A 26492-nucleotide genomic window follows, 5' to 3' on the forward strand; every position below is an offset into this window, starting at 1 on the left:
AAATAAGGGACTGGCTGGTTTACTCGATGTTTTGGGTCTGTTCGCGCAACTGCTCAATACACAGCTTCAAGTCGATAGAAGCGCGCGTCATGTCCATGCTGCCTGCCTTGGAACCCAAGGTATTGGCCTCACGGTTCATCTCCTGGAACAGGAAGTCCAAACGCTTGCCAGTGCTGCCTTGGCGCGTGCTTTTCTTGTTGGACGACACGCTGGTATCACCGTTAAGAATCAGCTCCAGCTCGGTCAAATGCGAACGCAAGCGGGCGATTTCCTCAGCCACATCAATGCGCAGGGAGAAAACAGCCGCTTCCTGCGCGACGCGGGCAGACAGTTCTTCGCCCGAAATCAGGGCGAAACCGTCCGGACTGGCTTGCAACAAGGCGTCATGCAAGCGAGTAGCAATCTTGTTCTTCTGCTCCGTCAGGATCGAGGGCAGGTGCTGCTCGACCTCGTCCACAATGACGCTCATGTCCTGGCGAATATCCAGCATGGCTTGTGCCAGCCGCTGGCCTTCACGCTCTCGGGTCGCCTGAAAATCCTGCAAGGCCGCCTCGAAAGCCTGGCTGATCATGGGCAGCCAGATTTCGGGATCCATGCCCGAATTATTGCCGCTTTGATTGCTCAGCAAGGTATGCAACTCGGGTGCAGGGAGATCGGGAATGGCCACGCGTGCCACTTGCAGCATCTGTGCTGTGCGTTCCACCGCCTCCATATCCAGGCTGCGTTGCTGATCCGTGCCGCTACGGGCAAAGTTGACCCGCAATTCCAGCTTGCCACGCTGTACACCCTGGGCGGCCAGCTCGCGCAGCAGATTCTCCGCAAAACGCAGTTCCTCGGGCAAACGCAGATTCAGGTCCAGAAAGCGGTTGTTGACGCTGCGCATCTCGATATTGATGGTGCCTGCTTCGGACTCGGCCTTGGCGCTGCCAAACGCGGTCATGCTACGGATCATGGGTGGGTCACTTTAAGAATGGAATAAAGCCGCCAATTGTACTCTCAGGTCCCGGCTTTGGCCGCGCCTCTTGCCGCGACAAAGCTCTATACTTTAGGCATTCAAGGCCTGTAAGGGCCGATTTTTTTACCAAATCTAAGGGCAGTCATGCTACGAATCCTGCATACAGCCGATTGGCAAATAGGTCGCCAGTACTCGCGTTTCGAGCTGGAGGACGCGGCCGCCCTGGCTGAGGCACGTTTCAAGGCCATTGAGAAGCTGGCAACGCTGGCTACCGAACATCGTGCCGATCTGCTTGTGGTAGCGGGCGATGTCTTTGATTCGCAAACCCTGAGCGATCGCAATCTGCGCCGCAGTTTCAATGCCATGGCGGGTTTCACCGGCCCCTGGCTGCTCCTGCCCGGCAACCATGACGCGGCCTTGAGCGAAAGTGTCTGGACACGCGCGCGCCGCTTGAACTGCATTCCAGATTATGTGCATGTACTTGATACGCCAGAGCTTTTTCTGCTGGACGAGCTCAAGCTTGCGGTCCTGCCAGCGCCGTTGACACAACGCCAGACTTATCAGGACTTGAGCGACTGGTTCGATCAGGCCGAAAGTCCGGCGGGTTACTGGCGTCTGGGCTTGGCGCATGGCAGCGTCAGTGGGGTGCTGGAGCACTTGGACAGCCATAACCTGATTGATCAAAACCGCGTACAACGCGCCAAACTGGACTATCTGGCACTGGGGGACTGGCACGGCACCGTCAAAATTAACGAGCGCTGCTACTACAGCGGCACGCCCGAGCCGGACCGCTTTCGGGATAACGGCTCTGGCCAGGCTCTGCTGGTGGAAATCAGCGAACCGGGCGCAACACCTGTGGTTCAAGCCTTGCCGGTTGCCCAACACCCTTGGCGCAGTATCCAGCACCATTTGAATGACGACACGGATCTGGACCTGCTGGAGCGAGAACTGAACGCCTTAGCGGATCAGAGCGTGGTGGAACTGGAGCTATCAGGTCAGTTAAGCCTGAGCGGTTTTGAGCGTCTGGAAAGTATTTTGGGGCAGTCCCAAGCCCGTTGCCGCGCCTGGGACTGCCAGCGCGAGGCCTTGCGTCTGGCACCTTCTGAAGAGGATCTGGACGCCTTGCAAGCCGATGGTTATCTGCAAGCTGCCCTGAAACAACTGCAGGAGCTGCGTCACGGCAGCCAGCAGCAAGCCGCTGAAGATGCCTTGCTGATTCTGGCCGGTTTGCTGCGCGATAAGGAAGGTGGTCATGCACATTAAGTCCCTGCGCGTCGAGCAGTTCAAGCGCTTTCGCCAGCCCGTCTCACTGGACCAGCTGGAGCCGGGCCTGAACATCATCAGCGCCCCGAACGAGGCCGGTAAAAGCACCTTGGCCGAAGCCCTGCGCACGGTGTTTTTCGAACGTTATGGCACAGGTAGTCTGGCAAAAATCCTGCCTTGGGGCGATTCCTCGGCCGCACCGGAAATCGAGCTGGATTTCAGCCTGAACGGCCAGGACATGCGACTGAGCAAGCGTTTCCTGAAGCGCAAACGCTGCGATTTATACATTGGCAATCAGCATCTGGACAATGACGAGGCCGAACAATACCTGGCCCAGCAAATGGGCTTTGAGTATGCCGCTAAAGGCAGCAGCCAGGCCCGTAACTGGGGCGTGCCGGGCCTTTTGTGGATTGAACAAGGGCAGGGCCAGGACTTGCGCAGCTCGGTCGAGCACGCCAGCGGCACCTTGCAGCAGGCTTTGGGTAGCGAAATCGCCGATTTGACTAGTGCAGACGGGGATTATCTGATCGAACAGGCCCAGCAACAGCTGGACCAATATGTGACCCAGGCTCAAGGACAGCCACGCGGCGTCTGGCTGGCAGCGCAGAAAGAAGCCAAGGAGCTGGAAGAGCAGTTACAGAGCCAGCAAGCCGCCTTGCAGCAGTACCAGCAATGGGTGGACGAACTGGCGCAGGCCCGTAGGCAAATTGCCCATGCCGAGGCTAAGCGCCCGTGGGAGCAGCTACGTGAGCAAGCCAAACAAGTGCAGGTTCAGTTACTTCAAGCCCGCCAATTGCAGGAACGGGCCAAGGAACTGCAACAGGCGCTGAACATGTTGGCCGAGCGAGAAAAGCTCTACCAACAAGCTGGGGAACGCGACCTGGAGTGGGCTCGCCAACGCAGCCAGCGCGCCGAGCAGGTCAAATCCTTGAGTGCCAAGCTGGAGCAAGAGCAGGGCACGCTCAACAGCTTGAACCAGCGTCTGGAGCAGGCGCGCAGCCATAAAGACGCCAGCCTGCAGGAGCAGGAACGCGCCCGTACCTGGCAGCAATGGTTTCAAGATCAAGCCAGCTTTGAAGGCACGCAGCAGCAATTGCAGCAGGTGCAAGGGCAACTGGAAGAACTGGGCAAGTTGGAAACCCAACTGGCGCAATGCGGGGCCGCCTTGGTGCAACTGAAAATCAGCGACGAGGCCCTGGACCAATTACGCCAGCAGCACCAGCTTATCCAGCGTTTGCAACACCAACTTGAGACGATTTCCACCGAATTGCAGATCGAACTGCAAGACGGCGCCAGCCTGTTGCTGGATGGGGCATCCATTCAGGGCCAGCACCGCGCCCACCTTAGCGCCAGCACCCTGATTGAGCTTCCCGGAATGGGCCAGTTGCGCATCATTCCCGGCGGCCGCGATCTGGGCAAGGTGCAGCAGCAATTGGCGCAAACCCAGCAGGAATACGCACAGGCGCTTGGCCAACTGGGCGGAAAAAGCCTGGAAGAGCTGGAACGCCGCCGCGAGCAATATCGGGAACAAGAGCAGCAGGACCGGCTGTTACGCAGCTCCATGAAAGCGCTGGCCCCGCAAGGCAAAGCACACTTGCAAGGTCTGGTTCAGGCGGCTCAACAACGCATCGCCCCGCAACGCCCGCAAGGCGAGGCCATCGAGGCCTCGGAACTGGGCCGTATCGCCCAAGCCGCCTCCATGGCCGAGCAGCAGTACCGCGCACTGGAAAGCGACTGGCATGATGCCCGCGAAGCCCTTGCCCGCACCCAGGCTCGTCTGGAGCAGGCCCAGGCTGAAGCCAATAGCCTGGAACAACAATGGGCTGACCCGCAACGCCAGCAAGCGCAGCAGGAGCGCGAGCAGCAATGGGGACAACTGCGCTTGCAACGCGAGCAGCAACTGGCCGATCAGAAGGCGTTGGAAGCCGAGCTGGCCGCCTTGCCCGTCTCGGTTCTGGAGCAGGACCTGCAACGTCTGGAGCGCAGCGCTCAACAACAGGAGCAAAGCTATAACGAGGCCCGACTGGCCGCGCAGTTGGTGCAAACCAAGCTGGAAACCCACGGAGCGCAAGGCCTGGAAGAGCAGATCGACCAGACCTCGCTACGTCTGCACGACTGCCAGCGCCGTTGCGCCACCTACGAGCGCCGTGTCGCGGCCTTGCGCCTGTTGCTGTCTGTACTAAGAGAGCAGCGCAACGCCTTGACCCAGCAATTGCACGAGCCTTTGCAAAAGCACATCAACCACTATCTGCGTCTGCTTTTGGGCAAGGCACGGGTGGAGCTGGACGAATACCTGGCCCCACGCTGGCTGCAACGCGATAGCGGACAAGGGCTGGCCGACGACATTGACGGCTTGAGCTTTGGCGCACGCGAGCAAATCGGCCTGATCGCCCGTCTTGCCTATGCAGATTTGCTGCAACAGGCAGGCCGTCCCACCTTGCTGATTCTGGATGACGTGCTGGTCCACAGCGACAACGATCGCCTGGGGGCCATGAAGCGCATTATTCACGACGCCGCCCAACGCCATCAGATCCTGCTTTTCACCTGCCAGGCTGATAAGTGGATGGACATGGGTGTTGCGCTACGGCCCGTCCCGCAAGGCGTACAATAGGCGTTTTGAATTTTGTCCGGAGCCTAGCCTTGTCTGAAAACGCTACGATTGCACGTCCCTCGGGTCGATCTGCTGCACAATGCCGTCCTATCGAACTGGTGACCGGTTTTACCCGTCACGCCGAAGGCTCGGTACTGATCCGTCTGGGTGAAACCCATGTTCTGTGCAATGCCAGCGTGCTCGACAAAGTCCCGCCCTTTCTGAAAGGCAAGGAGCAAGGCTGGGTAACGGCGGAATACGGCATGCTGCCTCGCTCCACGCACACGCGCTCGGACCGTGAAGCGGCCCGTGGCAAGCAAAATGGCCGTACCCAGGAAATCCAGCGTCTGATCGGCCGCAGCCTGCGCGCTGTCTTTGATCTGAAAGCCCTGGGCGAGCGCACCATTCACATTGACTGTGATGTTCTGCAAGCCGACGGCGGCACCCGCTGCGCCAGCATCACTGGGGCCTGGGTCGCAGCCAGCCTGGCCGTACGCAGCCTGCAAGAGCAGGGCAAGCTGCAAGCCTCGCCCATTCTGGATCAACTGGCGGCCGTCTCGGTCGGCGTGTTCGAATCCAACCCCGTCCTGGACCTGGACTACCTGGAAGACTCCGCCTGCGGCGTGGACATGAATATCGTCATGACAGGCAGCGGTAATCTGGTGGAAGTGCAGGGCACCGCCGAAGGCCAGACCTTTGCACGCCCCACCTTGAACCGCTTGCTGGATCTGGCCGAGCAGGGCATTGCCGAGCTGATGCAAGCCCAGAAACAAGCCTTGCAGGGCTGATCGCGATGAAACGGGTCTGTCCTGCTCCCTGCGCGACACCGCCAGGCAGCGGGGCAAACCGCTATTGGGACGCCGTCCCATGCAGCACACACTGCCTGGCACGGCGCCTTGCCATTTTTACTGAACAGGGCGCTTTGCCGCCTGCTGCGACTTATGAACACTGAATCCAAGCGTGTCGTCCTGGCCTCCAACAATGCCGGCAAACTCAAGGAGTTTTCCGCCATCCTGGCTCAGGCCGGTATCAGCATGGTTCCTCAAGGCCAATTGAACATTCCCGAGGCCGAGGAACCCTTTGCCACTTTTATCGAGAATGCGCTGGCCAAGGCCCGTCATGCCAGCCAATTAAGCGGCTTGTCCGCCTTGGCCGATGACTCCGGCCTCTGTGTGCGCGCCCTGGACGAAGCCCCCGGCGTATATTCCGCCCGTTTTGCCGCTCGCGAACTGGGCGGTGAAAAGTCCGATGCAGCCAATAACGCCTTGCTGGTCCAGCGTCTGCAAGGACAAAGCGACCGTCGCGCCTGTTATGTGGCTGTTCTGGTGTATGTGCGCCATGCCCAGGACCCACGGCCCATCGTGATTGAAGGCGTCTGGGAAGGGGAGATTCAGGATCAACCCGCTGGCGAGCACGGCTTTGGCTATGATCCTCACTTTTATCTGCCAGAGCTCAAGCAAACTGCGGCGCAGCTCTCTCCTGAAGTGAAGAACAAATACAGCCACCGGGCGCAAGCCATGCAAGCCTTGTTGGCCCGTCTGGCCGCCGAGTAACACCATGACTGTTTTCTCTCCCGAGGTACGCATCCGGCCTGGCTCCGGCCCGGCCACCTTGCTGCCCAGCCTGCCGCCCTTGTCCGTCTACGTGCACGTGCCCTGGTGCGTGCGCAAATGTCCATACTGTGACTTCAACTCACACGAAGCACCAACGGAACTGCCCGAAAACGAGTATCTGGACGCCTTGCAGGCCGATCTGGAGCAAACCCTGCCGCTGGTCTGGGGCAGGCAGGTAATTTCCGTATTTATCGGTGGTGGCACGCCCAGTCTGCTGTCAGCCCAGGCGCTGGACCGCATGCTGGCCTTGCTGCGCTCCCACCTGAACTTGCTGCCCGACGCAGAAATTACGCTGGAAGCCAATCCCGGTGCCTCGGAAGCCTCGCGCTTCATGGATTTTGCACACAGTGGCGTGAACCGGATTTCTTTGGGCATTCAGAGCTTTAACGATGAGGCCCTGAAAGCGCTGGGCCGCATTCATGACAGCCAGCAAGCGCAACAGGCTATTGAAGCCGCCATGAAAGCCGTGGACCGCGTGAACCTGGACGTCATGTACGCCTTGCCGGGCCAGACCCCAGCGCAATCCGAGCAGGACATTTTGCAGGCCATGTCTTATGAGACCGAGCACTTGTCGCTCTACCATTTGACCTTGGAACCCAATACCGTTTTCGCGAAATACCCGCCGGTCTTGCCCAATGACGACGACAGCGCCGCCATGCAGGACCGCCTGATCGAGCTGACCGCCAGCCGCGGCTGGAACCAGTACGAGATCTCGGCCTACAGCAAGCGCGGTGGCCATAGCCGCCACAATCTGAATTACTGGGAATTTGGCGACTATATCGGCATAGGCCCGGGAGCCCACGGCAAGCTGTCCTTTCACGACCGCATTATCCGTACTGCTACCACCCGCAGCCCGGCGCAATGGATGCAGAACGCCATCAAGCGCGACGGCAGCCACTATGCGCACAATGCCCGTGTCACACCCAAAGACTTGCCCTTTGAGTTCATGCTGAACGTGTTGCGCCTGAAAGAGGGCGTACCCGCCCAGTACTTCCAGGAACGCACGGGTGTGCCCCTTGCGAACATCCTGCCCGTGATCAAGCGCAATATCGAGAAAGGTTTGCTGGCTTCCGATCCGGTTCGTATTCGAACCACCGATTTAGGCTGGCGATTCTTAAATGATTTACAGGAAGCATTCCTTCCTGATGAAGGTTCCTGACATTTAATTGTTTATTTAAGACATTTTTTATTGTGCATCTGCACAATTGCTCTACAATTAATTTCTGGTAAGTCCTATGCCATAACTACTTTATCGGTATTGCGCTGTTTGGATCAGATTCAGCGGCAATCCCGATAAACGTAATTAAGACCTGCCTTAGTGGGTTACACAATGATCCGCGCCACTCCTCCTCACTTTTTGTTAACGTCATTGACGCTGGAGTAACCATGTCCTCCCCCGAAGATGTTCTGAAGATCATCGCCGAACGCGAAATCACGTTTGTCGATTTCCGCTTTACCGATACCCTGGGCCGTGAGCACCACTTGACCACCCCCGCACACGCGGTGGACGAGGATCGCTTTGAGTCTGGTGTCGCCTTTGACGGCTCTTCCTTGCCTGGCTGGAAAGGAATCGAAGCCTCGGACATGTTGCTCATCCCGGACGCCAAAACCGCCCGTATGGACCCGTTCCGTGAAGAGCCCACCCTGATTCTGACCTGCGATGTGGTCGAGCCTTCCGATCTGAAAGGTTACGACCGCGACCCACGTTCGCTGGCCAAGCGTGCTGAAGCCTACCTGCGCTCCAGCGGTTTGGGCGATACCGCGTACTTTGGTCCCGAGCCGGAATTCTTCGTGTTCGACGGTATTACTTGGAACGACGACATGTCGGGCAGCTTCGTGAAGATTCGCTCTGAAGAAGCTCCCTGGTCGCGTGGTCTGGAACTCAATGGCAATAACCTGGGTCACCGTCCTGGCGTCAAAGGCGGCTACGTTCCTGTTTCGCCTACAGACTCCTTTGCCGATCTGCGCGCTGAAATGTGTTTGCTGCTGGAACAGCAGGGCGTTCCTGTTGAAATCCACCACCACGAAGTGGCCGCTCCCGGCCAGCTGGAAATCGGTACACGCTTCTCGACTCTGGTCGAGCGTGCGGACTGGAACCAGATCATGAAGTACACCATCCATAACGTGGCTCACGTTTATGGCAAAACGGCGACATTCATGCCCAAGCCCGTGGTCGGCGACAACGGTTCCGGCATGCACGTGCACCAGTCCATCTGGAAAGACGGCCAGAACCTGTTTGCCGGTAACGAGTACGCCGGTCTGTCCGAGTTCGCGCTGTTCTACATTGGCGGCATCATCAAGCACGCCCGTGCCCTGAACGCCATCACCAACCCCACGACCAACTCCTACAAGCGTCTGGTTCCGCACTTTGAAGCCCCAGTGAAACTGGCGTACTCCGCCCGTAACCGCTCGGCCTCGATCCGCATTCCTTACGTCAGCAACCCCAAGGCGCGTCGTGTGGAAGCCCGCTTCCCCGATCCAATGGCCAACCCATACCTGGCCTTCTCGGCCCTGATGATGGCCGGTCTGGACGGTGTGCAGAACAAGATTCACCCCGGCGATGCAGCCGACAAGAACTTGTACGATCTGCCCCCCGAAGAAGATGCAAAAATCCCAACCGTTTGCGTGTCGCTGGAACAGGCGATCGAGTCCCTGGACAAAGATCGCGAATTCCTGACCCGTGGCGGTGTGTTCAGCAATGAAATGCTGGACGCCTTCATCGAGCTGAAACAAGCCGAAATCACCCGTCTGCGTATGGTTCCGCACCCGGTCGAATTCGACATGTACTACAGCCTGTAAGATCGAAGGCACTGGTTTTGGCCAGTACGATCAAAAAGAGCGGCTTTCGGGCCGCTCTTTTTATTCTGCCCTTGGACGATTACCATACGCAGTCACCCAAACTTTATCGTCATGGAAGTAAAGATGGACCTGGTTTTTCAATGGAAACGGTTGGACGATCTGTCCACGCGGGAAATGTACTCAATCATCCAGGCTCGCGAGGCGGTGTTTGTGGTGGAGCAGGAGTGTGCCTACCAGGACGTGGACGGCCTGGACCTGGATTCCTGGCATTTGTCCGTGCTCAAGGACGGCGAGCTGGCTGCTTATGCTCGCGTTGTCGAACCGGGCCTGAAATATGATGAGCCTTCCATTGGCCGTGTCCTGACCTTGGCCAAGTTCCGTAGCCTGAAAATCGGCTACGCGCTAGTGGCTGAAGCGATCCGCTTTACGGAAGCTCACTATCCTGGCGCAGGCATACGCATTGGCGCACAGGCGCATTTGCAGAAGTTCTACGGCTCTTTAGGTTTTGAACCTGTGGGCGAGATCTACGACGAGGACGGCATTCCTCATATTGATATGGTCAAAGCAGCCGTCATTGCTTGATATAGCGTCGGTTGCTGCAACGACGACCCAAGCTCAAACCCTACAAGGCCCCCAAGTTAATGGGTGTTTAATCCAGGCAAGGTGCTGATATCAGCTTGGGCCTTCAGATACTCGATCAAGGCACGTGCCGAGTTCGACAAGTGTCGTCTGTGCGTATACGCCAGTACCAGACGCAAAGGGGCAGGCGGCAAGGGCAGGGGAACGGCAATCAGACGCCCTTGGGCGATCTCTTTCTCACATCCCTGCCGCACCAGAATCGCAAAACCCAGCCCTTTGACGGCGCCAGCTCCCGCCAGCAAACCGCTATTCACACGAAAGCGGCTGGGGACGTTCAAAATTTGAAAGCGACCATTGGGCAAGACAAACTGCCAGGCTTGGCCATCCAAAGCTGTATCGGTCGTAATGCAGGGCAACTGTTCCAACTCTTCCAGGCTGCTGGGCATACCGTATTGCTCGATCAAGGCAGGTGCCGCCACGACCTGGCAATCAAAAGAACACAATTCCTGCACCACCAGGCTGCTGTCTGGCAAAGCACCCCGACACATCAATAAGGCCAGGTCAAAATCCTGCGCCAGCACACCAGGACCTTCCAGGTTGGTTTGACAATGCAGTTCCAGATCCGGATGCTGGGCCGCAAAATCTGCCAGGACACCCGCCAATAGAAACGGCCCCACCTCGGATGGAATACAAATCCGCAAGCGTCCCGACAAACGGGTGCGTTGATCCAGCAAATCCTGTTCAGCCTGCTTTAAGGCTCCCCACCAGGGCTGAACGGTATCAAACAAGCCCTGGCCCACACTGGTCAAACGCAGCTGCCGGGAACTGCGCTCCAGCAAGCGCTGACCAATCTGCCGCTCCAGTTGCGCCACATAACGGCTGACATTGGAGGTCGGCAAATCCAGCACCTGAGCTGCAGCCGTAAAACTGCCACTTTCAGCTACCTGGATAAAAACCCGCAAGGCATTCAAATTCAGCTGGGGAGTCATGGAATTATCCCGGTTTTGATAATTTAATATTCGAATTATAGAGACTACATATCAAAACAGCGAAGAATTAGGCTAGAGGTCTCTTTCTTTATGCGTATCATCATGTCTGATTCTGAAGTGTTTCGTCCCCGGCTGCGTGCCCGTGCCGTGTCTTTTATCCAGTTTGTTCATGCTCTGGAATTCATGGCCTTGACGCCTTTGTTTGTCTGGATGGCAGTGGACTTTGATGTTCCTGCCACCTACGCCGGCTATGCCGCTTCCGCCTATATGGGCGGTGCCGCTTTATCGGGCGTCCTGGCTGCACGCTGGATGCACCGCGCGGCGCTAAAGCCTTTACTGCTCCTGGCACTGATTCTCTTGGCCGTATTAACCGCTTTGGGGGCCATCAGCTCCGAATTCGGGCTATTTATCTTGCTGCGTCTGGGAGCTGGTTTGCTAGGTGGTTTTTTGATGAGCGCCGCAACGACTTTACTGCTGCATGGCATGAATGCCGAGCAGCGTACCGACGCGATTGCCATTGTGGTCAGCGCCTTTGCCTTGGTCAGTATCGCCGGAATGCCCGTCACCTTGTTCATCGCCGTAGAACTGGGCTGGCGTATCGCCTTGATGACTCTGGCCGTGCTCTGCCTGCTTGCCGTCGCAATTGCTCATCGCTATCTGCCTTCCAACCCTTTCGTTGCAGCGCAACCCTCACCACTGGCTCTAGGTAAAGAGGCCTGGCGCTGGCTAAGCCTGCCGGCTATTGCGCAGGCAGGCTCACTATTACTGATCCCGGTCCTGATCCCCGTTTTGGCGCTACGCTACGACACTCAAGCACAGCAAATGCCTGTGATCTTCATGTTGGGCGGTGTCGCCGCCTTGATCGCCTCCCGCCTATCCGCTACGGGCATCAAAAAATGGGGCGAGACCCGTATCTCTGATCTGGGTACGTTGATCTTGCTCTTGTCCTTGATCATGCTAGCCCTGGGGTGGGGAACAGCTCACGTATTCATGATTCTGTTCATGACGGGCAGCTACACCCGTCTAGTCTGCGCCAGCGCCCGCAGTACCAGCTACCCCACTCAAGCTCAGCGGGGCCGCTTCATGGCTTTGCAAACCACAGGCAACCACATCGGCAGCTTTATTGCTCTGGCTATTCCCTCCCTACTGCTCCGCACTCTGGATGTATCCGTGCCAGACCTTCATGTCTTGCTGCTCCTGACAGCGTTTGTTGCCCTTGTTCTGCCCATTTTCATGCGATGTGCTGCCACCCAGCCCCTGAGACCTTACGATCAGGCAAAAACAATCGATCACTAACACTACTAAATCACTACACCTGCTTACTCACACTTCCTGACACCTGGTTTAGGGTGTCAGATAAACGCTTGCATGAGCGTCAGGGGAGGGCTTCCGACAAACAGCATCACGTCAAAGGAGTCGCATATGGCTACACATAGCGCCAAACACGCTGAGCTTTACCGCATGGTGACGGCAGAACATATCTGCCCCTTCGGGCTTAAAGCACGCGCACTGCTCAAACGTAAAGGCTACGAGCTGGACGATCACTGGCTCAGGAATCGCGAAGAGATTGACGCTTTCAAGGCCAAGCATCAAGTCAGCACAACCCCCCAGACCTTTATCAATGGAAAACGGATAGGGGGCTATGACGAACTGGTCGAGTATTTCGGTGGGAAGGTCAAGGACAAGGATGCCGTCAGCTACACGCCCGTGATCGCCTTGTTTGTGATGGCTGGCTTGATGGCGTTAGCTGTTTCCTGGGCGGCATTCGGACAGATTGTCCTGCTCCAGGCGCTGGAATGGTTTATTGCCATTGCCATGTGTTTACTGGCCGTGCAGAAGCTCAAAGATGTAGACGGCTTTGCCACCATGTTCCTGAACTACGACTTGCTGGCCCAACGATGGGTGCGCTACGCCTATCTGTACCCCTTTGGAGAAGCAGTGGCCGGCGTGTTGATGCTGGCCGGTGCCCTGATGTGGCTGTCTGTGCCCATCGCCTTATTTATTGGCAGCATCGGTGCCTGGTCAGTGTTCAAGGCGGTCTATATCGACAAGCGCGAACTGAAATGCGCCTGCGTAGGTGGCGACAGCAAGGTGCCCTTGGGCTTTGTCTCTCTGACTGAAAACCTGATGATGGTAGCGATGGCGGTCTGGATGCTGATCAAGCCATCCATCATCAGCGCTTAGAGGACACTCAGTTCACCGTCCACCCGGAAGAAAGCGAGAGCTACCAGTCCAATATGGCAGCATGGGGCACACTAGAGCTGCCGTACTTGCAACTACTACGCAGGCTCGCCACGCAAAAAGGCCTGGGCCCGTTGCGCCATGATGGCTTCGCGGCGGATGAAGTCCGCCACAAAGTCATTCACAGGACGATGGTGCAGGCTGTAAGGCGTATCCCACTGGATGATCTTGCCAGCCTGCATCACACCAATACGATCGGCAATCGCAAAGGCTTCAGCCTGATTGTGCGTAACCAGAATCGCGGTAATGCCCGCGCTTTTCAGAATGTCGCGCACCTCAAACGCCAAGCGTTCGCGGGTATCCACATCCAGATTGGAAAATGGTTCATCCAGCAACAGCAGAGAGGGTTTGGGAGCCAAGGCGCGTGCCAAAGCCACGCGCTGCTGCTGGCCACCCGACAATTCATGCGGATAGCGCTGCGCCAAACGGGCCAGATCGACCAGTTCCAGCATTTCCAGTACTCGGGCCTGCCGCTGGGCTTTCTCCCATTTGCGCAAACCAAAGGCCACGTTCTTTTCGACCGTCAGGTGAGGGAAGAGGGCGTAATCCTGGAACATCATGCCCACATGGCGATCTTCCGGCGGCACTTGCTGAGACACAGCCGACAAGACACGGCCATTCAACAGAATATGTCCGGCACGCAAAGGCTCGAAACCGGCAATGGCCCGCAAGACCGTGGTCTTGCCACAGCCCGAGGCCCCCAGCAGACAGCCAATTTCCCCTTGGGGCAAATGCAGGCTGAGCTGGTCAACAACCGGCCGAAAACCTTCAGACGTTTCGTAGGACAGGGTAATCGCCTGCAAATCCAGAAAATCGTTCATGATGCGCGTGGGCCAGAGGCCATCAATTGAGTACGTGCCAATAAAATAACGGGGATCAAACCGGCCAGCACAATGGCCAAGGCGGCAACCGCGCCTTCCTCATAAGTCCCACGAGCCGCTTCCGCATACAGCCAGGTTGCCAAGGTCTCGAAATTCATCGGACGCAGCAACAAGGTCGCAGGCAGCTCCTTCATGGCATCAACAAAAATCAGCAAAGCAGCCGCGCCCATGGCGGGGCGCAGCAAGGGCAAGTGCACACGTTTCAGCGTGCCCGCCGGGGTTTCACCCAATAAACGGGAAGCCTGCTCCAGCGATGCCGGGATTCGAGCCAGCCCGGCTTCAATACCGCCAACCGAGATCGCCAGAAAGCGCAGGGTATAGGCCAACACCAAAGCCAGCGTTGAACCCATCAACAGCAAACCCGTCGCCGAAACACCAAACCAGGACATGACTTGATTGTAAAAAGAGTCAAACATGACGAGGGGCGTCAACAGCCCAATCGCCAGTACGGTTCCCGGAATGGCGTATCCCAGACTGCTGACACCTGCCAGAAAACGGGCCAGACGCGGTTTGCGTCCCGAACGTACTGCCCGAGCAGCCCAGGCGACGACCAAGCCACAAGATAGGGTCGCGATAGTGGCCAGCGCTGCGATATACAAGGTGTTCCAGGCGCTGCTCAGCAATTGCGCCGACACACCGCCCGCCAAGCTCACATGTTTGATGGTCTCATTCAACAAATACAGGGATGGGGCCACAAAGCCCACCAGCACGGGCGCTACACCCAAAGCAATGGCGATACAGGCAGCGGAGCCTTTCAACCGGGTAGGTCGAATGGGTTCGGAACGCTGATTACTGGAATAGGCTTGGCGGCGGCGACCATAACGCTCGATGCTGATCAACGCCGCCACCAGACAGAGCATGGAAACAGCAATTTGCGCGGCACCCGCCAAATCCGAGCGCGTTACCCAGGTGGTGTAAATAGACACCGTCAGGGTCTGCACGCCCAGAAACTCGGAAGCACCAATATCGTTCAGGGTTTCCAGCAAAGCCAGGCTGACACCCACTGCAATCGCAGGGCGGGCCATAGGCAACACGACCCGGAAAAATACGCTGCGGCCCGATTCACCCATAATGCGGGCAGCCTCCAGCAAGCTGGCCGATTGTGTCGCAAACATGGCGCGCGTGCTCAGGTATACATAGGGGTAGAGCACCGAACCCAGCAGAAAAATGGCGCCACCCAAGGAGCGCAGATCTGGCAAACGGAATTCACGCGGGCTGCTATAGCCCAAGACGTAGCGAATGGCAGACTGAATCGGGCCAATCGGATGCAGCAAATCCAGATATGCAAAGGCCACGATATAGGTCGGCACTGCCAGCGGCAGCAACAAAGCCCATTGCAAGACCCGTCGCCCGGGAAACTCGTAGGCGGTAATCAGCCAGGCCGACCCCACTCCCAGACAGCTCACCACCACGCCGACTCCCAGGAGCAGCAGCAAGGTATTGCTCATGGCTTGAGGCAGAACGAACTGGAACAAATGCGACCAGTGCTCAGTCGAGCCGCCTAAGGCGTGGGTCAGCAGGGTAATCACAGGCGCTGCCACGATCAGGGCAATCACAGCGGCAGCCAGGGACCAAAAGGGCAGACGACGAAAAAAGGGCATTATGAAAGGCTAGGTATTACAGGCGCTTAAATGCGCGACGACCGCCGCTCTGATTTCTCAAAGCTGGCGGTCGTAGAAAAAGAGTAGGGCGATTTTAGTTGTCGAAGCCAACTTTATCTACCAACTCGCTGGCTTGTTTGCGATGTTTGGCGATTTCAGTCAATGGCAAAGGATCAATCGTCATGGGGCCGAAGCTGGCAACCACGGGGTCCAGCTCAACACCGGCGCGCACGGGGTATTCGTAGTTGGCCTTGGCGTACAGGCTCTGGGCTTTCTCGGAAACCAGGTACTCCAGCAGTTTGACAGCGTTGTCCTTATTAGGAGCGTGCTTGGCCACAGCGGCACCGGAAATATTCACGTGTGTGCCACCGCCCTTGGTATCAGCAAAGGTTGGACGCACCACATTGATGGCTTCGCCCCATTTGTAGGCATCGCTACCAGGCTCGGAGTTTTTCATGCGACCCACGTAGTAGGCGTTGGCAATACCTACATCACAAATGCCGCCCAGAATGTCGCGCGCTACGTCACGGTCACCACCGGCAGCCTTGCGGCCCAGGTTGTCTTTCACGCCACGCAGCCACTGTTCCGTCGCTTCTGCACCGTTATGCGCAATCATGGCGGCGACCAAGGCTGTGTTGTAGGGGTGCTGGCCGGAGCGAATACACACCTTGCCTTTCCATTTTGGATCGGCGAAATCTTCGTAGTGAATGCTCTTCACATCCACGTCTTTAGCCACATAGGCCACGCGATCGCGCAAGGACAGGGAGTACCACTGTTTGTCGGCACCGCGCAGATTGGCGGGAATGGCGCCGTCCAGAGTGGCGGACTCAACGGGCTGAGTAATTCCGGCTTCCACCAGATCCAGCAGATTACCGATGTCCACCGTCATCAGAATGTCGGCAGGGGACTTGTCGCCTTCGGTTTTCACGCGCTCGATCAGGCCATCTTTCACAAACACGGTATTGACCTTTACGCCTGTATCTTTGCTGAAGGTTTCCAGCAGAGGAGTAATCAGGCCAGGTTCGCGAGTGGTGTAGAGGTTGACTTCGCCAGAGGCAAAAGCCGCCATCGACATAGTACCCATAGCGGACAGAAGCAAAGCTTGGGTCAGGGCACGGCTACGAAGAGTAAAGCGCATTATCAACACTCCAAAACAGGCGTAAATAGCGTAAAAACCGGCTGTAAGCCAGAAAATGTGAATGATTATCAAACGTATGCAGAAACTAGGCAAGAGCTATTTGAATGTGGGCCCGTTTCCAGGCTGGAAATCGCCATACTGTCTGTGCCAAAGCAGGAGAATGGCGGCTCATGGAACTTAATGGTAAGTCCTGATTGCGATCAAATCGTATTGCTGAATGAGCATGGATTTACCTGGGGAACTCGGTACAATGGACAAATATTTGCTTACTGATCCGGGCAATGTTGCCCCTCTATACGACAACTAACATGGCAGCTTTCAATACCGAACAAGTGCTCAGCGTCCACCATTGGAACGACACCCTGTTCTCATTTACCACCACCCGCGACGCCGCCCTGCGTTTTCATAATGGGCACTTTGTAATGATCGGTCTGGAAGTCGATGGCAAGCCGCTGATGCGCGCTTACAGTATCGCCAGCGCCAACTACGAAGAAAATCTGGAGTTTCTCAGCATCAAGGTACAGGACGGTCCATTGACCTCGCGCCTGCAACACCTGAAAGAAGGCGACACCATTCTGGTCAGCCGCAAACCCGTTGGTACGCTGGTAATTGACGACCTGCGCGCAGGCCGCAATCTGTTCCTGTTTGGCACTGGCACCGGTCTGGCTCCGTTCATGAGCATTATCAAGGACCCCGACACCTACGAGCGTTTTGAAAAGGTGGTACTGGTTCACGGCGTGCGTTTTGTCAGCGAACTGGCGTACTCGGATTTCATCCAGAATGAATTGCCGCAGAACGAATACTTTGGTGAAGTGGTACGCGAAAAACTGCTGTATTACCCCACTGTCACCCGCGAAGAGTTCCGCAATACCGGCCGCATTACCGACCTGATCGAGACCGGCAAGCTGTGCGAAGACTTGGGCATTCCTCAACTGGATCCCGCTCAGGATCGCGCCATGTTGTGCGGCAGCCCCGCCATGCTGACCGATATCAGCGCCATGCTCGATAAACGCGGTTTTGAAGTGTCGCCCGGTGTAGGTCAACCCGGTGACTACGTGATTGAACGCGCCTTCGTGGAAAAATAATCACGCCAAGATCTGTTAATTTTAGCTATAGGCGCTTAAACTCTGATAGTACAACACTCATCAGAGGTTTCTTATGACTAAGCAAGTTGTCTTCACCGATGCCGCTCCGGCTGCCGTAGGCCCATACTCTCAGGCCATTATTGCTTCGGGCGGCAAGACAGTATTTCTGTCTGGCCAAATCGGTCTGGAGCCTGCCACAGGCGAACTGGTATCTGAAAATTTTGAAGGTCAGGTACGTCAGGCATTTGCCAACCTGGAAGCTGTGGTCAAAGAAGCTGGCGCCAACCTGAGCGACATCGTCAAACTGACTTTGTTTTTGACAGATCTGTCCCGTTTTGCCAGCGCCAACGCCATCATGGCCGAACTGATTCCCCAGCCTTTCCCCGCACGCTCCACCATCGGTGTGGCCAGCTTGCCCAAAGGCGCTCAGTTCGAGGTCGAGGCTATCCTCAATTTCTAAAGACGTATTGCCATGACCGCAGGTCGGCCTGCGCCTCAGGCCAAACGGGCTGCGCCACGCAAGGCGCTCAGTCTGGACCAGAAGTTTGAAAAGCTCGGCCTACGAGAGCCTGCCGACTTCGTGGTCCATCTTCCTTTGCGCTACGAGGACGAGACTCAGGTCGAGCCCATCGCCCATCTCTACCCTGGCAAGATGGCGCAAATTGAAGGTCGTATTCTAAGTACGGATGTTCAGGCTCGTCCCCGTGCGCAGCTCCATGCCCGTATTGCCGACGAAAGTGGCGAGCTGGCCTTGCGCTGGCTGCACTTTTATCCCAGCCAGCTCAAGCAGCTGCAAGGGGATTTGCCCCTGCGAGTACGCGGCGAAGTGCGCCAGGGCTTTCATGGCCTGGAAATGGTGCACCCCAAAGTCACCAAAGCCGGCCAACCCCTGGCCCGCGCCTTGACCCCTGTTTACCCCACGACAGATGGCTTGAGCCAGGTACAGCTGCGCAAAGCCATTGCCGATGCGCTCAACAATGCGGACCTGCGCGACACCCTGCCTGAAGAAGTTCGTAGCGAGTATGGCCTGATGCCGTTTAACGAGGCTATCCGGCTTTTGCATTACCCACCGCCCGAACTCAGCTACGACGATTTGTTCGAACACGGCCATCCGGCCTGGAGCCGCATCAAGTTTGATGAGTTGCTGGCGCAGCAATTGTCCCTGGCGCAGGCTCGTGCTGCGCGTCAGGCTCAACGTGCCAAGCCTATGCGTGAAGGCAATAGTGACCTGGCTAAAGCCTTGCTGGCTTCGTTGCCCTTCAAGTTAACGGCCGCTCAGAAACGCTGCGTCAAGGAAATCAGCGCGGACATGAAGCGTTCGTATCCCATGCACCGGCTGTTGCAGGGAGATGTAGGCAGCGGCAAAACCATTGTGTCGGCCATTGCCGCCGTGCAAGCCATTGCCAGCGGTTTTCAAGTAGCCTTGATGGCACCGACTGAAATTCTGGCCGAGCAGCACTATCTGAAAATGCGTGCCTGGCTGGAGCCTTTGGGCGTCGAGCTGGCCTGGTTAAGCGGCAGCTTGGGCGTCAAAGCCAAACGTCTGGCTTATGAAGCCATCAGCTCCGGACAAGCCAGACTGGCCATCGGCACCCAGGCCCTGATTCAGGACAATGTGCAGTTCCAGCAATTGGGCTTGGTGATTCTGGATGAACAACACCGCTTTGGTGTTGGCCAGCGTCTGGAACTGAACCGCAAAGGGGATGCGCAGGACAAGAAAGGGCAAGCCTACTTGCCGCATCAACTCAATATGAGTGCCACGCCCATCCCACGTACCTTGGCCATGGCTTTTTTTGCCGATCTGGATGTTTCCGCGATTGACGAGTTGCCCCCAGGTCGCAGTCCCATCATTACAAAGCTGGCCGCCGATAATCGCCGTGATGAAATCATGGCGCGCGTCCGGGCTGAAGTTGCCCAAGGTAGACAAGCCTATTGGGTCTGCCCCTTGGTCGAGGAAAGTGAAGCCCTGCAATTGCAAACCGCCGTCGATACCCATGCGGCTCTGGAACAAGCCTTGGCCCCCTTGCGGGTAGGCCTGATTCATGGCCGCTTGTCCTCCACGGAAAAAGCGGACGTCATGGAAGCGTTCCGTAGCGGCAATCTGGACGTGCTGGTGGCGACCACTGTCATTGAAGTCGGGGTGGACGTGCCCAACGCCTCTTTAATGATTATTGAACACGCCGAGCGCTTCGGCCTGGCTCAACTGCACCAACTACGCGGCCGGGTAGGGCGGGGACAGATTCAATCCGTTTGCGTCTTGCTGTACCAGGCACCGTTGTCGGCCATTGCCCGCCTGCGTTTGCGCGCCATGTATGAAACCACCGATGGCTTTGAAATTGCCCGCCGCGACCTGGAACAACGCGGCCCGGGCGAGTTCATGGGCATGCGCCAATCCGGGCAGGCAGGCTTGCGTTTTGCCAGCCTGGAGTCCGATGAAGATTTGATCGAGCAGGCCCAAACATTGGCCAGCACCTTTCGCCGTGATTATCCAGACCACGCTCACCACCATTTACAGCGCTGGATGAAGGGCCGGGAAGAATTACTCCGTAGTTAACCCAAGGTCTTAATGCTGTTTTGCACAAGGAATTGTCATGACATTGACCGAGCTGAAATACATCGTTGCCGTAGCACGCGAGCGTCATTTTGGACGTGCTGCCGAAGCCTGCTTTGTGAGTCAACCGACGCTGTCGGTGGCCATCAAGAAGTTGGAAGACGAATTAGGCGTGGTCATCTTCGAGCGTGGCGGGCCCGAGGTGGCTATTACCCCCATTGGGCTGCGCATCGTCACCCAAGCACAGAAAGTGCTGGAAGAGGGCGCCAACCTGCGCGAGATTGCCCGCCAGGGCCACGATCCTTTGGCTGGCCCTTTGCGCGTTGGCATTATTTACACCGTGGCACCGTACCTGCTGCCCAAGCTCGTTCCCAAGCAGATTGAGCTGACCCCGCAAATGCCACTTTTATTGCAAGAAAACTTTACCGTGCGTCTGCTGGAATTGCTGCGCCAAGGTGAGATTGATTGCGCCATTGTGGCCCTGCCTTTGCCTGAAACAGGCTTGGTTATCCGCGAGCTGTACGACGAGCCTTTTGTGGTGGCCATGCCCCATGAACACGCCTGGGCCAAGCGCAAGGAAATTGATCCCGAACAGCTGAAAGATCAGACCATGCTGCTGCTGGGTGCCGGCCATTGTTTCCGCGACCAGGTGCTGGATGTTTGCCCGGAGCTATCGCGCTTTTCAGCGTCCAGTGAAGGCATACAGCGCACCTTTGAAGGCTCTTCGCTGGAAACCATCCGTCATATGGTGGCCACTGGCATCGGTCTGACTGTCCTGCCAGCCAGCTCTTTGACAGCCCCCGGCCAGGCCAACGAACTGCTGGCCTATGTCCCCTTCAAAAAACCCATTCCAGATCGTCGCATTGCCTTGGTCTGGCGCAAAAGTTTTCCACGTACGTCGGCCATTGACGCCTTGACCCGTGGGATCATGGAAAGTGGCTTGGCTGGGGTCAACTACTTAAAAGTCGAATACAACAGCAATTTCCCGTATCCTGAACTAGCGTAAATCGCACACCTACTGCGTGTTATTCTGCTTCAGTACCTATTTAGCCCTCTGTTCAACAGGAGTCCACTATGGCAAAAGCCGTGAAAGCAGTCAGTAAAACCGCCAAGGTCAGCAAGGCCGAAGAAGCCCCGAACACTGATACCAAGGTCGCAGTTGCAGCCGATGTAAAGGCTGAACCAAAACCGGCAGCCGCCAAGGCCCCCGCCAAAAAAGTGACCGCTAAAAAGGCCGTCGCCAAAAAGCCTGCCACCGCAGCCAAAGCTCCCGCCAAGGCGGCTGCTAAACCTGCGGCCAAGCCAGCTGCCAAACCAGCCGCTGCTCGCAAGCCTGCCGCGGCCAAGCCGGTTGCCGCCGCCAAACCCGCTGCTCCTGCCAGCGCCGCCAGCAGCGCTCTGAAAATTGATATCGGTATTTCGACGGCAGACCGTGCTGCTGTAGTTAAAGAGTTGTCCAAGGTACTGGCCGACTCCTACACCGTGTACCTGATGACGCACAACTTCCACTGGAACGTCACCGGCCCCATGTTCAAGACTCTGCATGAGCTGTTCATGACGCAGTACACCGAACTGTGGCAAGCCCTGGATGACATCGCCGAGCGTATCCGCGCCCTGGGTCACTACGCCCCTGGTACCTATGCCGAATTCCAGAAGCTGTCCTCCATCACCCAGCCCGCTTCCGTGCCGGATGCCACCACTATGATCGAACTGCTGGTCAAAGGTAACGAAGCGCTGGCTCGTACTGCACGCACCGCTTTTGACCGTGCCGACTCGGCCGACGACCAGCCTACCGCTGACTTGTTGACCCAGCGTCTGGACGTGCACGAGAAAAATGCATGGATGCTGCGTAGCCTGCTGCAGTAATTTCCATCTTATCGCCCTCAAATAGCGATAAAAAAAGGCCACCAAACGGTGGCCTTTCCTATTCCCCCTATAGAAAACCCTGAATTCAGGCGTCAGGCAGGCATAAAGCCCTGTTATCGGTGTATGCTTTCCTGCATATTCACGGAGGTGTTTTCTATGAAAATTCGTTTCACTCCTGTTGCAGCGGCCATGAGCCTGGCAACGGGTCTGCTCTTGTCCGGTGCTGCTCACGCTGACAACATCCGTATTGCACTGGCCGGTCCTTTCACAGGCTCGGTTACCCAATACGGTGACATGGTCAAACAAGGCGTCGATACGGCCATCGAACAGATCAATGCTGCCGGTGGCGTTCTGGGCAAACAGCTCGAACTGGTCACTGTTGACGATGCCTGCGAACCCAAGCAAGGTCCCGTCGCAGCCAACCGTATCGTGAATGACAAGATCCACTATGTTGTCGGTCACGTTTGTTCGGGCGCTACCATCGCGGCCACCGATATCTACAACAACGAAGGCGTGTTGATGGTGACTCCATCGGCAACAGCACCTGCTGTTACCGACGGCAAAGGCTACGAAATGATCCTGCGCACCATTGGTCGCGACGATCAGCAAGGTCCAGCCGCTGCCAAGTTCATCCTGGAACAGATCAAGCCCACTAAAGTTGCCGTCCTGCACGACAAACAGTCCTACGGCCAAGGTATTGCCGCTTCGGTTCGTTCCGAACTGCAAAAAGCCGGTACCGAAGTTGCCCTGTTTGAAGGCATTAACGCGGGGGACAGCGATTACTCCGCCGTCATCACCAAGCTGAAATCCACCGGCGTGGACTTCGTGTACTTTGGTGGCTACCACCCTGAAATGGGCCTGCTGCTGCGTCAAGCCGCTGAGCAAGGCGTGAAAGTCCACTTCATGGGACCGGAAGGCGTGGGTAACCCCGACATTAACGCCATTGCCGGCAAAGCCGTTGAAGGCATGCTGCTGACCTTGCCTGCGGACTTCTCGCAAGATCCGGACAACCAGGCCATCGTCCAGGCTTTCAAGGACAAGAAGCGCGATCCTAGCGGTGCGTTCCAGCTGTCCGCTTACGCCGCAACTATTGCGATTGCCGAAGGCATCAAGGGCGCTGGCGAGGACGATCCAGTCAAAGTGGCCGACTACCTGCACGCCAACAGCGTGAAAACGCCTATCGGTCAAATCAGCTGGAACAAGCAGGGCGACCTGAACGACTTCAAATTTGACGTCTTCAGCTGGCACGCTGACGGTTCCAAGACCGTCTACGGCAAGTAATCCCTGATTCTTGCTCGTAAAAAAACCGGCCTTCGGGCCGGTTTTTTATTATGTATCGCCTTGGAGCACCTTGCTTCAGGCTGGCTGCTCAGGCCTCGATACGCAAACCCGTATCGCGGTCGAACCAATGCAAAGGGTGGGGTGGCATGTAGCCAATCTGGATGGCCTCGCCAATTTGAATTGGATATTCGCGGGTCTGCTCAATCGGGCAGCGCACGATGATGCGATAGTCGCCACAACCCAGATGCAGCAACTGCTCGGAACCCAGAATTTCCACCATTTCCACCTGCGTAGTCACACCGGGCACATGCAGCTGGATGTGTTCTGGTCGTATGCCCAGGAACACCTTGCGGCCACGCACCGCAGCGGGCACCATTTCCGGGCCAAACTGCACAGGCTGACCATTGTCTTGCGTGATCTGACCTTGTGCATCCACCTCTACTGGCAACAAGTTCATGGGCGGTGAGCCAATGAAAGTGGCCACAAAAACGGAAGCAGGCTTTTCGAATACCTCGGCGGGTGTCCCGATTTGCTCAGGCATGCCCTGATTCATCACAATCATGCGCTCGGCCAAGGTCATGGCTTCAATTTGATCGTGAGTCACATACAGGCTGGTGGTTTTCAGGCGACGATGCAGTTTCTGAATTTCCAGACGCATCTGCACTCGCAGCTTGGCATCCAGATTGGACAGGGGCTCGTCAAACAGAAACACCTTGGGTTCACGCACAATCGCACGGCCCATCGCAACACGCTGACGCTGGCCCCCCGACAGTTGCCCTGGACGACGTTCCAGCAGGGCACCCAATTCCAAGATCGCAGCGGCGGCATTGACCCTTTGCTTGATTTCATCCTTGGAAAACTTACGGATTTTCAAGCCATACGCCATATTGTCAAAGACTGACATATGGGGGTAGAGCGCGTAGTTCTGGAACACCATGGCAATGTCACGTTCAGCCGGTTCCAGATCATTGACGACCTTGCCGTCGATCAGCACCTGACCTGCCGTGACAGATTCCAGCCCCGCCACCATACGCATCAAGGTCGATTTACCGCATCCAGAGGGGCCCACAATCACCACGAACTCGCCATCCTTCACGTCCACATCAATGCCGTGAATAACGACCGTCCCGTTCGGGTAGGTTTTCTTGACGCCTTCAAATCGTAAGCTAGCCATTCAATAAAGCCTGTAGAGAATTACTTTTCAGAGTCGATGAGACCTTTGACGAACCACTTTTGCATCAGCATCACCACCAGGGCAGGCGGGATCATGGCCAAAAGGGCCGTGGCCATCACCACGTTCCACTCGGTCACGCTGTCACCACCGGAAATCATGCGCCGGATACCAACCACGATCGGGTACATATCCTCTTTGGTGGTAATGATCAGCGGCCACAAATACTGGTTCCAGCCGTAGATAAACTGAATCACAAACAAAGCGGCAATGCTGGTCTTGGACAAGGGCAGCAGAACATCTTTAAAAAACCGCATCGGGCCGGCACCATCAATACGGGCGGCCTCGATCAATTCATCGGGCACCGTCAGAAAGAACTGACGAAACAGGAAGGTCGCGGTTGCTGAAGCGATCAAGGGCAGGATCAGGCCCCCATAGCTGTCCAGCAACTGCAGGTCCGCCACGACCTTGTACGTGGGCATAATGCGCACTTCCACCGGCAGCATCAGGGTGACGAAAATCATCCAGAAAAACAGCATGCGCAACGGGAAGCGGAAATACACCACGGCAAAGGCCGAGAGCATGGAAATAATGATCTTGCCAACCGCGATGCCCAGCGCCATCACCATGCTGACCAGCAACATGCGTCCCACTGGTGGGGAGTTTGTGGCCGTACCCTGCAAAGCGGTGATGTAGTTCTCTACCATGTGCGAGCCCGGCCAGAGCGACATGGGCGCACGGGCCACTTCCGCACTGGTCTGAGTGGAAGCTACAAAGGTGATGTACAAGGGCAGAGCAATCACGATCACACCCAGGATCAGGGTCAGATGCGTGAAAAAATCAAGAATAGGGCGTCGTTCAACCATGACTATGTTCCTTGCTGCGCATCAGCTGTACGTCACTTTGCGATCAATATAGCGGAACTGAATCACCGTCAGCGCCACAACCACCGCCATCAGCACCACAGACTGGGCTGCCGAAGAACCAATATCCAGGCCACGGAAACCCGTGTTGTAGACCCGGTAAACCAGAATCGAGGTGGCTTCACCCGGCCCGCCCTGACTGACCACGTCAATAATGGCGAAGGTGTCAAAGAAGGCATAAATAATGTTCACGACCAGCAGGAAGAAAGTCGTCGGGGCCAGCAAAGGAAACACAATGCCCCAGAAACGGCGCATGGGACCGGCACCATCCATGGCGGCCGCTTCAATCAGGGAGCGCGGGATGGCTTGCAGGCCAGCCAGGAAAAACAGAAAGTTGTAGGAGATCTGCTTCCAGACCGAAGCAATTACCACCAGCAACATGGCGTCATTGCCATTCAAGCGTGGATTCCACTGAATGCCATGCTCCAGCAGGAACACGGCCACAATCCCTACAGAGGGGGAGAACAGGAACAACCACAACACCCCGGCCACCGCCGTTGCCACGGCATAAGGCCAGATCAGCAAGCTGCGATACAGCAGCGCGCCTCGTATCACTCTATTCGCCATCACGGCCAGCACCAAAGCCACGACCAGTCCCAACACCGACACGGCAAGCGAAAATACCGCCGTCGTTTTGAACGAGGCCATATATTCTGCACTATTGAACAGCTCGGCAAAGTTATCCAAGCCTACAAACTGCGAAGACAGGCCAAAGGGGTCTTCCAAATGAAAAGCCTGCCACAGCGCTTGACCGGCAGGCAGAAAAAAGAAGATCAGAGTAATGGCTAGCTGCGGAGCAAGTAGCAAATAGGGCAGTGTCTTATGACGAAAGACGACACGTTTTTCCATAGATTTGCGCGCAATGGGAAGGGAGCGCCACCATCAGGGTGACAGACTTCAAGTGAAACGAAAAGCGTATGAGTGGCTTGGACGATAGGGTGACAGCTTACTGGCTTGAAGCCAAGA

The 26492-nt window shown here is 56.7% G+C and carries 23 protein-coding genes; 15 read left to right on the top strand and 8 right to left on the bottom strand.

Going from position 1 to position 26492, the window contains the following annotated elements; translation table 11 throughout:
* Positions 1-19: 19 nt before the first annotated feature.
* Positions 20-952 carry a YicC/YloC family endoribonuclease gene (locus NIZ92_RS09685; RefSeq protein ID WP_060185055.1) on the bottom strand — a complete coding sequence of 311 codons (933 nt, stop codon included), beginning with the start codon at positions 950-952 and terminating at the stop codon, positions 20-22.
* Between the two features lie 147 nt (positions 953-1099).
* Between NIZ92_RS09685 and NIZ92_RS09690 the strand changes: the two genes are divergently transcribed.
* The 7 genes from NIZ92_RS09690 to NIZ92_RS09720 all read left to right on the top strand — a co-directional run bounded on the left by NIZ92_RS09690 (position 1100) and on the right by NIZ92_RS09720 (position 9802).
* Positions 1100-2218, top strand: coding sequence for a DNA repair exonuclease (locus NIZ92_RS09690; RefSeq protein ID WP_247966818.1), 1119 nt, complete (start codon positions 1100-1102; stop codon positions 2216-2218).
* Positions 2208-4829: an AAA family ATPase gene (locus NIZ92_RS09695; protein ID WP_254003191.1), complete on the top strand. Its 2622-nt coding sequence runs from the start codon at positions 2208-2210 to the stop codon at positions 4827-4829. The genes NIZ92_RS09690 and NIZ92_RS09695 overlap by 11 nt, the downstream gene beginning before the upstream one ends.
* Positions 4830-4858: 29 nt before the next feature.
* The gene (gene rph, locus NIZ92_RS09700) at positions 4859-5596 is read left to right on the top strand and encodes a ribonuclease PH (protein ID WP_026482596.1); all 738 of its coding nucleotides are present in this window, start codon (positions 4859-4861) and stop codon (positions 5594-5596) included.
* A gap of 153 nt (positions 5597-5749) precedes the next feature.
* Positions 5750-6361 carry an RdgB/HAM1 family non-canonical purine NTP pyrophosphatase gene (gene rdgB / locus NIZ92_RS09705; protein ID WP_254003192.1) on the top strand — a complete coding sequence of 204 codons (612 nt, stop codon included), beginning with the start codon at positions 5750-5752 and terminating at the stop codon, positions 6359-6361.
* A gap of 4 nt (positions 6362-6365) precedes the next feature.
* On the top strand, positions 6366-7580 hold the full coding sequence (hemW, locus tag NIZ92_RS09710) for a radical SAM family heme chaperone HemW (RefSeq protein WP_170978537.1): 1215 nt from the start codon (positions 6366-6368) through the stop codon (positions 7578-7580).
* A gap of 227 nt (positions 7581-7807) precedes the next feature.
* Positions 7808-9220 carry a type I glutamate--ammonia ligase gene (gene glnA / locus NIZ92_RS09715; RefSeq protein WP_021446603.1) on the top strand — a complete coding sequence of 471 codons (1413 nt, stop codon included), beginning with the start codon at positions 7808-7810 and terminating at the stop codon, positions 9218-9220.
* 123 nt (positions 9221-9343) lie between these two features.
* On the top strand, positions 9344-9802 hold the full coding sequence (locus tag NIZ92_RS09720; RefSeq protein ID WP_247966815.1) for a GNAT family N-acetyltransferase: 459 nt from the start codon (positions 9344-9346) through the stop codon (positions 9800-9802).
* Between the two features lie 56 nt (positions 9803-9858).
* On the opposite strand, the gene NIZ92_RS09725 is transcribed toward NIZ92_RS09720, so the two are convergent.
* Entirely contained in the window at positions 9859-10788 is a 930-nt protein-coding gene (locus NIZ92_RS09725; protein ID WP_254003193.1) for a LysR family transcriptional regulator, read from the bottom strand.
* A 102-nt stretch (positions 10789-10890) separates the two neighbouring features.
* Between NIZ92_RS09725 and NIZ92_RS09730 the strand changes: the two genes are divergently transcribed.
* Both NIZ92_RS09730 and NIZ92_RS09735 read left to right on the top strand, forming a co-directional pair.
* Positions 10891-12084 carry an MFS transporter gene (locus NIZ92_RS09730; protein ID WP_254003194.1) on the top strand — a complete coding sequence of 398 codons (1194 nt, stop codon included), beginning with the start codon at positions 10891-10893 and terminating at the stop codon, positions 12082-12084.
* Between the two features lie 126 nt (positions 12085-12210).
* Complete coding sequence (locus NIZ92_RS09735; RefSeq protein WP_254003195.1) at positions 12211-12972, top strand: MauE/DoxX family redox-associated membrane protein; 762 nt, start codon at positions 12211-12213, stop codon at positions 12970-12972.
* A 95-nt stretch (positions 12973-13067) separates the two neighbouring features.
* Here the strand turns inward: NIZ92_RS09735 and NIZ92_RS09740 are convergent, their stop codons facing one another.
* The 3 genes from NIZ92_RS09740 to NIZ92_RS09750 form a co-directional block, all read right to left on the bottom strand.
* The gene (locus NIZ92_RS09740) at positions 13068-13850 is read right to left on the bottom strand and encodes an ABC transporter ATP-binding protein (protein ID WP_254003196.1); all 783 of its coding nucleotides are present in this window, start codon (positions 13848-13850) and stop codon (positions 13068-13070) included.
* Complete coding sequence (locus tag NIZ92_RS09745; protein ID WP_009453931.1) at positions 13847-15511, bottom strand: iron ABC transporter permease; 1665 nt, start codon at positions 15509-15511, stop codon at positions 13847-13849. Before NIZ92_RS09745 ends, NIZ92_RS09740 begins: the two co-directional genes overlap by 4 nt.
* 94 nt (positions 15512-15605) lie before the next feature.
* A complete protein-coding gene (locus NIZ92_RS09750; protein ID WP_026482587.1) occupies positions 15606-16649 on the bottom strand; it encodes a Fe(3+) ABC transporter substrate-binding protein in 1044 nt (347 codons plus the stop codon).
* Between the two features lie 308 nt (positions 16650-16957).
* Here NIZ92_RS09750 and NIZ92_RS09755 point away from each other — a divergent pair, with 308 nt between their 5' ends.
* The 6 genes from NIZ92_RS09755 (at position 16958) to NIZ92_RS09780 (ending at position 23432) form a co-directional block, all read left to right on the top strand.
* Entirely contained in the window at positions 16958-17734 is a 777-nt protein-coding gene (locus tag NIZ92_RS09755; RefSeq protein WP_009453939.1) for a ferredoxin--NADP reductase, read from the top strand.
* A 73-nt stretch (positions 17735-17807) separates the two neighbouring features.
* A complete protein-coding gene (locus NIZ92_RS09760) occupies positions 17808-18194 on the top strand; it encodes a Rid family detoxifying hydrolase (protein ID WP_026482586.1) in 387 nt (128 codons plus the stop codon).
* A gap of 12 nt (positions 18195-18206) precedes the next feature.
* A complete protein-coding gene (recG, locus tag NIZ92_RS09765; protein WP_060185065.1) occupies positions 18207-20288 on the top strand; it encodes an ATP-dependent DNA helicase RecG in 2082 nt (693 codons plus the stop codon).
* A gap of 37 nt (positions 20289-20325) precedes the next feature.
* Entirely contained in the window at positions 20326-21291 is a 966-nt protein-coding gene (locus NIZ92_RS09770) for a LysR substrate-binding domain-containing protein (RefSeq protein ID WP_009453943.1), read from the top strand.
* Positions 21292-21683: 392 nt separating this feature from the next.
* Complete coding sequence (locus NIZ92_RS09775; RefSeq protein WP_026482584.1) at positions 21684-22151, top strand: Dps family protein; 468 nt, start codon at positions 21684-21686, stop codon at positions 22149-22151.
* Between the two features lie 156 nt (positions 22152-22307).
* Positions 22308-23432: a branched-chain amino acid ABC transporter substrate-binding protein gene (locus NIZ92_RS09780; protein WP_026482583.1), complete on the top strand. Its 1125-nt coding sequence runs from the start codon at positions 22308-22310 to the stop codon at positions 23430-23432.
* Between the two features lie 88 nt (positions 23433-23520).
* Here NIZ92_RS09780 and NIZ92_RS09785 read toward each other — a convergent pair whose 3' ends face one another.
* Genes NIZ92_RS09785 through ugpA form a run of 3 tightly spaced genes read right to left on the bottom strand, consistent with a single transcriptional unit; the run spans position 23521 to position 26375 of the window.
* Positions 23521-24606, bottom strand: coding sequence for a sn-glycerol-3-phosphate import ATP-binding protein UgpC (locus NIZ92_RS09785; RefSeq protein WP_021446598.1), 1086 nt, complete (start codon positions 24604-24606; stop codon positions 23521-23523).
* A 20-nt stretch (positions 24607-24626) separates the two neighbouring features.
* Complete coding sequence (gene ugpE / locus NIZ92_RS09790; RefSeq protein ID WP_254003197.1) at positions 24627-25469, bottom strand: sn-glycerol-3-phosphate ABC transporter permease UgpE; 843 nt, start codon at positions 25467-25469, stop codon at positions 24627-24629.
* Between the two features lie 21 nt (positions 25470-25490).
* Positions 25491-26375 carry a sn-glycerol-3-phosphate ABC transporter permease UgpA gene (ugpA, locus tag NIZ92_RS09795; protein ID WP_009453951.1) on the bottom strand — a complete coding sequence of 295 codons (885 nt, stop codon included), beginning with the start codon at positions 26373-26375 and terminating at the stop codon, positions 25491-25493.
* Between the last annotated feature and the right edge of the window lie 117 nt (positions 26376-26492).

The sequence above is a fragment of the Alcaligenes sp. 1735tsa3 genome, assembly GCF_024134565.1.
Lineage (GTDB): Bacteria > Pseudomonadota > Gammaproteobacteria > Burkholderiales > Burkholderiaceae_B > Alcaligenes > Alcaligenes phenolicus.